We start from the raw sequence: 12034 nt of genomic DNA, 5'->3' as shown, positions 1-12034 counted from the left end.
TCAAATAAAAAGCGAACATTATATTACATGAAAATAGTATTGTTCGTAATTGAGAGTTTCATTCCTTATATGAAAATACGTGAATTCTATAAAAAAAGACCCTTTCGAGATCGCGAAATCCGCGTCGAAAGAGCCTTTTCTAATGATACTAATATGTTATCCGGCGAACGCATCCGAATGGGCACGCTCGTAATTAGCGAATTTATTATAATTTTTGAGAAAGACCAACTCTACCGTACCGACCGGGCCGTTACGCTGCTTGGCAATGATAATCTCAATAATATTCTTCTTTTCTGTTTCCTGATTATAGTAATCATCCCGGTACAGAAACGCCACGATATCAGCATCCTGCTCGATAGAACCCGATTCCCGCAAGTCACTCATCATCGGCCGCTTGTCTTGACGCTGCTCCACACCCCGACTCAGCTGGGAGAGGGCAATTACAGGCACTTCAAGCTCACGAGCGATTTGTTTCAATGTCCGTGAAATTTCCGATACCTCCTGCTGCCGGTTCTCGCCTGCTTTGCCTCGTCCGTGAATAAGCTGCAAGTAGTCGATTACGATCATACCCAGTCCCTTTTCCGCCTTGAGACGGCGGCATTTGGCACGGATATCAGCCACAGTGATGCCGGGTGTATCATCGATATAGATTTCCGCCTCTGACAAGGCTGCAATGCCCATCGTCAACTTCGCCCAATCGTCGTCGCCTTTAAATTCACCTGTCCGCATGACGTTCGCGTCCAGATTGGCCTCGGCGCAAATCATCCGCTGCACGAGCTGAGCGGCCGACATCTCCAGACTGAAGATGGCTACTGTCTCTTTTGCCCGAACTGCAACGTTTTGCGCAATATTCAGAGCGAACGCTGTTTTACCTACGGATGGGCGGGCGGCCACAATGATCAAGTCATTGCGCTGGAAACCCGCCGTCATCTTGTCCAAATCAACAAATCCAGACGGAATTCCGGTCGTATTGCCCTTGTTCTGATGCAGCAATTCAACGCGGTCAAACACTTCCATCACGACATCGCGGATGGCAATAAAGCCACTACCTGAGCGCCCGTTGGATATCTCCATAATCTTGCGCTCAGCATCGCTCAGCATACCAGCGACATCCTCGCCACTGCTATAGCCTTCGCTCACAATCTGCGTAGCTGCACGAATCAAGCGACGAAGCATCGCTTTTTCTTCAATGATCTGGGCATAGTAATCCACGTTAGCCGCTGTTGGCACCCCGTGAGCCAGCTTCGCCAGATAACTGACACCGCCGATATCCTCTAGCTGTCCCTTGTCCTGAATTTTCGAGGTCAGCGTAACCAAGTCAATCGGCTGTCCGGATTCACCCAGCTCAATCATTGCTTCGTAAATCATCTGATGAGCCTTATCATAAAAGTCCTCGGTCTGCACCCGCTCCATTGCGGTAATCAGTGCTTCAGACTGGAGCAAAATAGACCCGATAACCGCCTGTTCAGCCTCCAGATTTTGCGGAGGAATCCGATCAAAAAATTCGCCGCCCATAATTATTCTTCAGTCACCTGTACTTTCAGCGTAGCTTTGACCTCAGGATGAAGCTTAACGGTCATTTGAGTCACGCCCAACGTACGAATCGGTTCTTCCAGCTCAATTTTGCGTTTGTCCAACTTGATGCCAGTTTTAGCTACTGCCTCCGCGATTTGCTTGCTTGTAATCGCGCCGAACAGCCGTCCACCTTCACCAGCTTTCGCCTTGAGCTGAACCGTTGTCTCTTCCAGCTTTTTGCCGAGCGCCTGCGCCTCTTCCTTTTCCTCTTGCTTGCGTTTTTCCTCAGCAGCATTCTGATTTTCCAGCGTCTTCATATTTCCTTCTGTCGCTGGGCGGGCAACACCACGCGGCAACAGGAAATTCGCTGCATAACCGTCCGAAACTTCCTTAATTTGCCCCTTCTTGCCTTGGCCCTTCATATCTTTAATGAATATCACTTTCATTCAAATAACCCCTCTTCCCCATCAATTTCGGCCAGCACGTCGACCACTCTGCGCTTAGCTTCCTCCAGCGGGCAATCCAGCTGAACCGCCGCATTCGTCAGATGTCCTCCGCCGCCTAGCCGTTCCATGACGACCTGTACGTTCATGCGTCCGAGTGAACGGGCGCTGATCCCCACCAGGCCGTCAGGACGTTCACTGACCACAAAGGAGGCCAGTACATCCGTCATATTGAGTAATGAATCCGCCACCTGAGCAATCAGGAGCTGCGGTATTTTCTGTCCGGGCTCAGTTACCGCAATTGCGATATGCCCATATATCATTTTAGCATGCTTAATAATTTCCGCCTTAGCAATATATTCATCCAGGTCCTCTTTTAACATGCGCTGGATCATAACTGTATCTGCCCCGCTACGCCGTAAAAAGCCTGCTGCCTCAAATGTACGCGAGCCTGTATGCAGGGAAAAATGCTTAGTATCCACCGTAATCCCTGCCAACAGTGATGTTGCCTCCAGCGGTGTCAGTTGGACCTTCTCATGGATATATTGCAGCAGCTCGGTCACCAGCTCACAGGCCGATGACGCATAGGGCTCCAAGTAGATCAGAACCGAATCGTTAATAAATTCCTCGCCCCGACGATGATGGTCGACAACCACCACCCGACTGGCCGTCTGCACTAGACGCGGCTCAATCGTCATGGAGGCCTTGTGCGTGTCCACCACGACCAGCAGACTGTGCTCAGTCATTAGCTGGAGCGACTGCTCTGGCGTCAGGAGCGCTTGCGATAACTTCTCATCCTTGTTTACCTGCTCCATCATTCGGTCGATAGACGGATTAGATTTATCCAGTACGATATGTGCCTCTACATTGTAAAGCGCCGCAGCCTTCCACACACCGATGGCCGCTCCCACTGCATCCATGTCCGGTATTTTGTGTCCCATGATCAGCACGCGGTCGCTCTCCTGCATCAGATCACGCAACGCATGTGCAATGACTCGGGCACGCACTCTGGTACGCTTCTCGACAGCATTGGACTTGCCTCCGTAAAAGGACAGGCGTTGTCCCGCCTTCACTGCTGCCTGATCGCCTCCACGCCCAAGCGCCATATCTAGACTGGATTGGGCCAGCTCCCCTAGCTCCTTGATGCTCTCTGCACCAAAGGATAAGCCAATACTCAGTGTCATCGGTACTTTCAAATCCGCTGTCATTTCCCTTACGGTATCCAGAATGACGAATCGACTTTGCTCCAGCTCCTGAAGCGCTTTATGATTTAGCATAATGAGATAACGCTCAGAAGATAATCGACGCAAATAAATATTGTACTGATTAGCCCAGGATGTAATCTCGCTTGACACCTTCGCAATAAGCGCGGTACGCTGCTGATCGTCCATCCCCTGAGCAGCCTCGTCCATATTATCGAGCATGACGATACCGAGCGCCAATCGCTCGTTTTCATACTGCTTGCGTAGCACCGCCAACTCCGTGACTTCATACAAATATATCAGACGCTCATCGGGCACAATCAGAAACTGATAATGACGCTCATCATGCTGTAGCTCCACCTTCAGCTCACGAGCAGGCTCCTTTGTTTCCTTCTTGGTGCTTAGAGCACCTGCGAGTTGAGGAAACAAATCTTGAAGAGATTCACCAATCAGTGATTGCTCCTCGAACATCTCCCCGGCAAACCGATTGTGCCATTCTACCGTTCGATTTTCACTGTATAAAATGATGCCGAACGGCAATGCACTAATCGCTTCCCCTTCCACCCGCTTGATCCGGAAGGAAAGACCGCTGATATATTGATTCAGTTCCCGACGAAAATCCAATTCCGTCTTCAGCATCAGCCCGCCGAGCAAGAACGACAGCAGCAGTCCTATCACACCCAGTTCCCAGTTGTACATGGAAATACATATGACAAGCACCAGCAGCAGTAAAAACGCCCAGACCGTCTGATAGCCGTGCCAGCGTTTTTGTAGAAATTTAGGCATGACTGTTCACCCTATTTCTTTGATCTTGTAATAGCTTCACGCAGCGGAAAGGCCAAATCAATAATACCTATAATGCGGAGCGGCTGGAACACCAGAACGACGAGCGACAGCAGCAACGCAATCACCGGGCTCATTTTACGGCTATGCGTCCAGAAGTATACAAAACCAATTGTCTGGATAATAAAACATGCATGGATCAGCGGCAGCATACTAATGGAAACCATTTGAATCCAGCTGCTATCAGAAGACCCTGCTATCCATTCAATTACAATTGCCAGCAGATAATACCAGATCAGCGCGCGTGGTAGCCTCCACTCGCGGGCAGGCTTCATTTTGCGTACCGGTACGTCGAGACTGCTCAATGCCGGACGTGCCAAAGCATGCGTAATCACCGCCAATATGAACGAGGTCACGATCAGCACATACGGAATTTTTCCAATCAGCATTGTGCCGAGTTTCTGCGTATCCTCTGCCGTCCAATTCATGTTTGAAAACATCGGATTAGCACTCAAAACCTGCTGTACAATACTTGCCGATATCGCAGCCTGATCACGAAGGTACTGCGAAAGATCAAATCCAAAGGAATACGTAGCGATAAACAGAACAACCAACAACTCGGCTAAAATAACGCCCATCCCGGTCATCAACGCTTGAAAAGCAGGTCCTCCCTTTTTATAAATCCGTCCCATCATTATTGAAGGAATCAGAAAATAAATGGCAGGGAGCAGCGAATACACATCGAGTAGCGCTATAATTAACAGCACCGGTATGACGTGGACCAGAAATCCTTTGAAAGGCAGCGATGAAAACAATACAGCGCCAGGCACAATCAGCAAAAATACGGTAATGATTCTTAATGGTGTCAATAGAGTCAGCAGCAGAAGCAAATAAATGACGCTCCATGCTACAGTTGCCAAGCGGAATTTCAACGTTTTCACCTCTTACGCATATGTTCTTCCAGTGCGGAAATGTCCTGATACCAATCCTCCAGCTGGTGTCCTTCTTTTCTGTGCTTTCTTAGCTTGTCGATGAGTAGATCATCCAATTCACGGTAAGACACTCCAAGGCGCCTCCCCAAAATATAACTGCTCATCACCAAACTCGCCAAACAATCACCGATGCGGGCTGTACTGCCTTCCCACATCGCCTTAAACAGACGGGAGACTTGGTCAAGCACCTCTGTTTTAAGCCATTCAATAACCTTGGCCCGTTTAACTACATCCATTTCTTTAGGCATATGATGAAGAGTCACACCCCTCTGAAAAAGCTTTATTCTCCATTATAGCATATCCTATTCTGAAAATAAGTGTTACCCCGTAGGGTAAATCGTTATTTTCGGACCAGCTTTGCTGCTTATTTTAGCTTGAAGTATTAAGCGATTCCCTGGACACAAATTTTTCACAATACTCAATAATCTGGCTGCGACGTACAATGCCAATAAACCGTTCCATATCATCTACAACGGGCACAAAGTTCTGCACCTTCGCCAAATTAATTAAATCCTCCATGTTCGCGTCAATGGATACGGGCTTCATCGTAACCCGCAACGGAACGTCCTTAAGCATGAACTTAGAAGCGTTTTCAAAGGTGATTTTCCCCTCGGACTCTTTCATATGCCACAACAGATCACCTTCTGTAACCGTACCTGTATATCTACCTTCTTTATCCAAAATAGGAACCGCTGTAAAACGGTGATATTCCATCCGTTCCAACGTTTGCCGTAAAGTAGCATCTGCCGTTACACAAGCAACTTCCTGTTTGGGAAGCAAGAAAAAAGCGATATTCATGAGAAACGAATCCCCCTCAAAATCAAATATAAATCCATTGATTACTCACTGAATGTCCTGCTTGTCGGGAAGCCTCAGCGTCTGCGGGGTTGTATCAGAATCAAGCCAGTTCGCAATGATGAGTCTGGCATATTCAAGTTCCTGTTCATTAGCCCGGTCATAATACAGGCCCTTCTTCTTGAACCCTTCCCCCGTAATCGTAAAACTTGAAATTTGTGGATTCCCCTGCGAAATAGCTTGCTTGCCAAGTCCAGTAATAAAAGTAGGTTCCATATCGGTTTTAAAATTGGCTCCCATAATATCGAGCAGCTCCGGGATCTTGGTAATTCCGTTGATATTCAGCAGCTTATCCGCCATAGCGTTTAAAAATATTTGCTGCCGTTTTGTGCGGTTGAAGTCGCTATCTTCCCGATATCTAACATAATACATCGCTTCCTCACCATTATAAAGCGGCTTGCCCGCCTCAATACGGAACTTGATATGCAGCGGGTTCTTATTCTCAATGGGCTTGTCGATGGGAAGCACAACTCCACCCACTGCATTCACCGCCTCCTGAATACCCTGGAAATTAATCGTAGCATAATAATCGGCCTTATGCTCCATCAACTTCTCTACTGTAGCCATGGACATATCTGCGCCTCCGAACGCATAAGCATGCCCCAACTTATCAAAATCATCCTCGCCATCGCGATTCGGATCATGTCCGACAATCTGTACGTACGTATCCCTTGGAATGGAAATCAAAAGCAGACGCGATTCTGCGGGCCGTACTACTGCATACATAACCGTATCCGAACGACCACGCGCCTTTTCATTTGGCCTTTCATCTGTACCCAGTAACAGCACCGAAAAGGGCTCCTTACGGTAAGCTACTGTCTCTTGCTGCTGCTGTTCACCGGATTGTCGCGGCTGATAGGATTTCTCCAGCTTGCTCTCCAACGTCGGTGATACAAACCAATCAAAAGCCACCAGTGTCAGCTGTTTGCGGAATAGGTAGCCTCCCACTGCAATCAAAAATAAAACAATACATGAAATATATAGAGCGGTAAACCTCTTTTTCTTTTTGGGCTTTCCACTGGTCCTTCTCTTATGTCTTCTCTCCATAACAGGTACCTTCCTTCTTTCCGTCACAAATCCCATCTCTTCATTAAACCGAATTGGTCCCACATGAAGCGAAAACTTCCCCTCAAAGCATAAAAGGTCTGCTACCCTGTTGTCAAAAGTATCATGGCGTGGTCAGCTTCTCAAATTCATGCCAAAAAAGGCTTCGACCTCACGGTCAAAGCCCCAATTCATGTTTATATCCGTATCCTATGTAGCTTTCAAAGTCATTTTTCGCCTTAATGTGGAGCCAGTTTCACCAAATTTTGCAGTCTCACCGGGAAAGAAGTCGACAGGGAAAAACCATAATCGAACAACTTCCGTGTCTGCTCAAAACGCTCTTCCTTGCTCGGTGCACCCAGCACCACAGCAACTAGCCGTCTTCCATGCTGCTCAGCTGTGCCCGTGAAGCAGTATCCAGCATCGCTTGTGTACCCTGCTTTCAGTCCGTCCGTTCCCGCGTAAGAGTACGGTCCAGCCAAGGAAGGCAGCATCCAGTTCGTATTACTAATGTAGATGCCTTTATCCTTCAACTCCATTTGCGTACGACTGGACGTTCTCAAAATCTCCGGGTGTGACGTAATCAAATAGGAGGCCAACTTTGCCGTGTCGCTTGCTGTCATTTTCGTTTCTCCCTGAATATCCTCAGGGTGATTCGGCCCCAGTTCACTCTGACCTGCCCCAGACGCATTGCTAAAGCGACTATCGGATGACAACCCAATTTGGGCAGCTTTTCCATTCATACGCTTCACAAAAGCTGATTCATTCCCTGCTGAACGCTCCGCTAACGCGACAGCGGCATCATTCGCTGAATACACAACCATACTCTGGAACAATTCGGATACGGTCATCCTTTCACCATACCGGAGGGAGAGATTTACACCGCCCACCGTACTCGCGTAACGGCTAATTCGCACTTCATCATTCCAGCCTAACCGTCCGGCCCGAATATCCTCCAGCACCAATAGCTCGGTCATGAGCTTGGACATATTTGCGGAAGGCATAGGCGTATCGCCGTTCACATCCATCAGTAATTCCCCAGTATGCATGTCCATCAGCACCGCAGCCTCTGCATCCACATTCGGCTTTCCGATCAACAGGCGGGGCCCAAGCGTAATAAAAATCAATATAATAAGTACCGGGACGACAATAGCCCAACGTAACCAATGTTTTTTCATCATCGTAATAACCTCCATACTTTATTAGACGATGAAAAATCCATTTTGTCTGCAATTTTTCGAAAAAAAGATACAATTTTTTTACCTTTTTTATTCCACGCCAAAATATCCGTCAATTCTGCTTTCAGAATGACGGATATTTTGCTTCCTAATTATTATATTTTAGGCAAAGTGACAGGCTACAAAATGCTGATCGCCCGCATCGCGGTATACCGGAGTCTCTGTTTTACAACGTGCTTCTGCCATAGGACAACGTGTATGAAACTTGCATCCTGAAGGCGGATTGGCCGGAGATGGGATGTCTCCTTTCAACACAATCCGTTGTCTCTTGATCGTGGGATCGGGAATCGGTACTGCCGATAGCAGCGCCTTCGTGTACGGATGAAGCGGATTACTGAACAGTTCCTCCTTAGAGGAAAGCTCTACCATTGAACCCAGATACATCACGCCAATCCGGCTACACAGATGCTCGACTACACTTAGATCATGCGAGATGAACAGATAGGTCAATTGGCGTTCCTGCTGCAAATCACTTAACAAGTTAATGATCTGGGCCTGAATAGACACATCCAGAGCAGATACCGGCTCGTCAGCCACAATAAAATCAGGATTCAAAATCAAAGCCCGTGCAATCCCGATCCGCTGGCGCTGACCGCCAGAGAACTCATGCGGATACCGATCATAATGATACGAGGACAGCCCGCAAATGTTCAGCGTTTCATTGACCTTCTTCCGCAGCTCACTACGATCAATCAACCCGTGATCCAGCAATGCCTCTCCAATGGCTTCACCGACCTTAATTCTCGGATTCAGTGAGCTAAAAGGGTCCTGAAAGACGATTTGCAACTTCGGACGAAGCGCACGGATCTGCTCTTTGTTTAACGCGTGCAAATCCTCGCCTTTATATCGTACCGATCCCTCTGTCTTATCCATCAATCTGAGAATCGTACGTCCAATCGTACTTTTGCCGCAACCCGATTCTCCTACCAGACCGAAGGATTCACCCTTATGAATGTTAAAGGATACGTCATCGACTGCTTTCACATGTCCGACAGTACGCTGAAAAATTCCGCCTGTGATCGGGAAATACTTTTTCAGCCCTTCCACTTGAATCAAAGGCTCGCTCATATCCGTTGCCCTCCTTCTTTCTCATATAGCCAGCAGGCAACCTTATGACCATTCTCCTTTTCATTCAAGGGAGGAGCCTGATCCTTGCAAATTTGCATACAATGGGCGCACCGATCATGAAAATTACAATTTTCTCCTAGCTCAATCGGGTTTGGAACCTGTCCTGGGATGGAATAGAGTCGATCCATTTTCTGATTAATGACGGGCTTCGCCTTTAATAAGCCTTGAGTATATGGATGTTGCGGATTTTTAAACAGCTCAATGACAGGCGCCTCTTCAATGACGTTTCCAGCATACATAACAACTACATAATCAGCCATTTCTGCCACGACGCCCAAGTCGTGCGTGATGAGCATAATGGACGTTTTAAGCTTATCCTTCAAATCCCGCATTAAATCCAGAATCTGTGCCTGAATCGTAACATCCAGTGCCGTTGTTGGTTCATCCGCAATCAATAGCTTCGGATTACAGCTTAATGCGATGGCAATCATGATCCGCTGGCGCATACCGCCACTCAATTCATGAGGATAGGAATGAAATATTTCCTCTGAACGTGAAATCCCCACCAAATTAATCAGCTCAATTGCCCGAGCATGTGCTTCTTTTTTACTCATTAATGTGTGCATCAGCAATGGCTCCGTGATCTGTTCCCCAATCGTAAGCACGGGATTCAGAGAAGACATGGGCTCCTGAAAAATAATCGAGATGTCATTGCCGCGAATCTGCTGCATTTGACCTTTATTGAGTTTTAGAAGGTCCTTGCCCTCAAACCAGATTTGTCCGTCTGAGGTGTGGGGAGAATCAATCAACCGCATCATCGTCATCGCTGTTACACTCTTACCGCAGCCTGATTCTCCTACCACACAGAGCGTTTCACCCTCACGAATTTTAAAACTGACGTCATTGACCGCTTTGACAGTTCCGTTAGAGGTATGAAAGTGGGTTTTCAGGTTACGAAATTCAATCAAAGCATTTTCCATAAACGTTCGTCTCCTACTTCTTCATTTTAGGGTCCAGTGCGTCACGCAAACCGTCACCAATCAGGTTAATCGCTACAACTGTAATGAGAATACACATTCCCGGTGGAACCCATATCCAAGGCCGTTTGCGGAAGTCAATTAGGTTATTCGCAGCCGATATCATGTTTCCCCACGAAGGTGTGGGCGGCACAACGCCAATCCCCAAGTAACTGAGCGCAGATTCTGTAATAATTGCACCCGCTACTCCAAGCGTAGCCGTAACAATAATGGTAGGAATCGTGTTCGGCAGCAAATGTCGGAATATTTTGCGACGGTCTCTCAAGCCTAGCGCTTCCGTCGCCTGCATAAACTCCTGTTCACGCAGCGTAAGAATCTGCCCTCTGACCAGACGGGACAAGCTCGTCCAGCTCAGAATCCCGATAATGAGCATCAGAAAATAAATGCGATTCGACGGATCGACCTTCAAATCCGACAGAACAGCACCTAAAATAATAAGCAGCGGTAATGTAGGGAGTGCCATGAAAATATCGGCAATCCGCATAATAACCGTATCCACGCCTTTACGATAAAATCCTGCCAACGCACCCAGCGTCGCCCCGATCATGACCGAAATAAACGTGGCAACTAGCCCCACCGTCAAGGAAATACGGCCGGCCAGCATCGTACGCAGCAAAATATCTCTACCAAACTTATCCGTCCCAAGCCAGTACTTAGCATTAGGCGATAAATTTTTGTCAGCTAGCTTGTAATCGTCTAAATGATAAGGTGAAATCATCGGTCCAAATATACAAATGGTAACCATCAGAATTAATATAACGAGACCAGCCAAAGCCAGACGGTTTTGGTTAAAACGGCGAACGGCGATTCTCCATGGAGACGCTTCAGGACGGATCGCCGCCTTTTGATTCTTTTCAATCGTGACTGTTTCTGCGGACAATAGTATCCCTCCTACTTCAAGCGAATTCTTGGATCTGCCATGCCATACAATACATCAGAGAGCAAATTACCGATAAGCGTAAGTACCGCTAGGAAAATCGTGAAGCCCAACATAAACGGATAATCCCGCATACTGATCGACTCCAGATAGACCTGACCCACACCCGGCCACACAAATACCTTCTCCAGAATCATCGCCCCACCAAATAAGGCCGGAAGCTCGAAGCCGAGTAGTGTGATGGCTGGAATCAGTGCATTGCGCAGTGCGTGCTTGAAAATAACCGTACGTTCCTTCAGACCTTTGGCGCGTGCGGTACGAATATAATCCTGACGAATGACCTCCAACATGCCTGTACGGAAATACCGGGTCAGACTTCCTGTGCTCAGCATCGTAAGTACGAGTGTCGGCAGGAACATATGCTTGAGAACATCTACAATATAAGCCCATGAGCCTGGCTCCATCCCTGCTGTGGTCATGCCCCCAACCGGGAGAACCCCCCACTCCAGGGCAAATATTTTGATGACCAATAGACCAATAAAAAATGAAGGCAGCGACATACATAAGAAAATGAATAATGTGACAAACTTATCGAATAACGAATATTGGAACTTGGCTGAAAATACCCCTGCAATAACCGCAATCAACCAGCTAAAAATAAGACTAAAAAAAGCGATAATAAATGAGTTCCATACATAATTGCCAATGACCTTCGTTACCGGCTGCTTATGCTGTAATGAATCCCCCATATTCCCCTTTAACATATTACCGGCCCATATAAAATAGCGTTGGTATTCCGGTTTATCCAGCCCGTAGATATGTCGTAGCTGCTGCGCCTTTTCGGCCGTCATATTCGGGTTCTGCTTGGCTGTAATATAATCACCCGGCACCATGGCTGAAATCGCAAATACGATAATGGATATGCCAATAAGTGTGGGGATGAGTTGCAGCAGTCTTCGAATAATGTACTGCTTCATATT

Annotated in this window: 12 protein-coding genes; all 12 read right to left on the bottom strand. The window is 47.4% G+C overall.

The features are described from left to right. Nucleotides 1-156 precede the first annotated feature (156 nt). The 12 genes from dnaB to MHB46_RS14375 all read right to left on the bottom strand — a co-directional run bounded on the left by dnaB (nucleotide 157) and on the right by MHB46_RS14375 (nucleotide 12031). Nucleotides 157-1515 (bottom strand): replicative DNA helicase, encoded by a 1359-nt coding sequence (dnaB, locus tag MHB46_RS14430; RefSeq protein ID WP_013373892.1) that lies wholly within the window; start codon nucleotides 1513-1515, stop codon nucleotides 157-159. Between the two features lie 2 nt (nucleotides 1516-1517). Continuing rightward, the gene (rplI, locus tag MHB46_RS14425) at nucleotides 1518-1961 is read right to left on the bottom strand and encodes a 50S ribosomal protein L9 (RefSeq protein ID WP_013312788.1); all 444 of its coding nucleotides are present in this window, start codon (nucleotides 1959-1961) and stop codon (nucleotides 1518-1520) included. Then, complete coding sequence (locus MHB46_RS14420) at nucleotides 1958-3946, bottom strand: DHH family phosphoesterase (RefSeq protein WP_039272108.1); 1989 nt, start codon at nucleotides 3944-3946, stop codon at nucleotides 1958-1960. Before MHB46_RS14420 ends, rplI begins: the two co-directional genes overlap by 4 nt. Before the next feature lie 11 nt (nucleotides 3947-3957). Then, a complete protein-coding gene (locus MHB46_RS14415) occupies nucleotides 3958-4875 on the bottom strand; it encodes a DUF2232 domain-containing protein (protein WP_165178320.1) in 918 nt (305 codons plus the stop codon). A gap of 5 nt (nucleotides 4876-4880) precedes the next feature. Continuing rightward, nucleotides 4881-5183 carry a MazG-like family protein gene (locus MHB46_RS14410; protein WP_013312791.1) on the bottom strand — a complete coding sequence of 101 codons (303 nt, stop codon included), beginning with the start codon at nucleotides 5181-5183 and terminating at the stop codon, nucleotides 4881-4883. 121 nt (nucleotides 5184-5304) lie between these two features. Next, on the bottom strand, nucleotides 5305-5733 hold the full coding sequence (locus MHB46_RS14405) for a CBS domain-containing protein (protein ID WP_013312792.1): 429 nt from the start codon (nucleotides 5731-5733) through the stop codon (nucleotides 5305-5307). 45 nt (nucleotides 5734-5778) lie between these two features. Next, nucleotides 5779-6837, bottom strand: a complete 1059-nt coding sequence (locus MHB46_RS14400) for an LCP family protein (RefSeq protein WP_341162644.1) — start codon at nucleotides 6835-6837, stop codon at nucleotides 5779-5781. Between the two features lie 236 nt (nucleotides 6838-7073). Continuing rightward, nucleotides 7074-8015, bottom strand: coding sequence for a D-alanyl-D-alanine carboxypeptidase family protein (locus MHB46_RS14395; protein WP_061830438.1), 942 nt, complete (start codon nucleotides 8013-8015; stop codon nucleotides 7074-7076). A gap of 159 nt (nucleotides 8016-8174) precedes the next feature. Beyond that, nucleotides 8175-9140 carry an ABC transporter ATP-binding protein gene (locus tag MHB46_RS14390; protein ID WP_039272116.1) on the bottom strand — a complete coding sequence of 322 codons (966 nt, stop codon included), beginning with the start codon at nucleotides 9138-9140 and terminating at the stop codon, nucleotides 8175-8177. Beyond that, a complete protein-coding gene (locus tag MHB46_RS14385) occupies nucleotides 9137-10120 on the bottom strand; it encodes an ABC transporter ATP-binding protein (protein ID WP_341162643.1) in 984 nt (327 codons plus the stop codon). Before MHB46_RS14385 ends, MHB46_RS14390 begins: the two co-directional genes overlap by 4 nt. Nucleotides 10121-10133: 13 nt before the next feature. Continuing rightward, nucleotides 10134-11057: an oligopeptide ABC transporter permease gene (opp4C, locus tag MHB46_RS14380; protein ID WP_341162642.1), complete on the bottom strand. Its 924-nt coding sequence runs from the start codon at nucleotides 11055-11057 to the stop codon at nucleotides 10134-10136. An 11-nt stretch (nucleotides 11058-11068) separates the two neighbouring features. Further along, nucleotides 11069-12031: an ABC transporter permease gene (locus MHB46_RS14375; protein ID WP_341162641.1), complete on the bottom strand. Its 963-nt coding sequence runs from the start codon at nucleotides 12029-12031 to the stop codon at nucleotides 11069-11071. Nucleotides 12032-12034 lie beyond the last annotated feature (3 nt).

Source organism: Paenibacillus sp. FSL H7-0703, from assembly GCF_038003485.1.
Taxonomy (GTDB): Bacteria; Bacillota; Bacilli; order Paenibacillales; family Paenibacillaceae; genus Paenibacillus; species Paenibacillus polymyxa_B.
The sequence above is the reverse complement of the archived record's forward strand: the minus strand, read 5'-3'. Positions and strand labels throughout refer to the sequence as shown.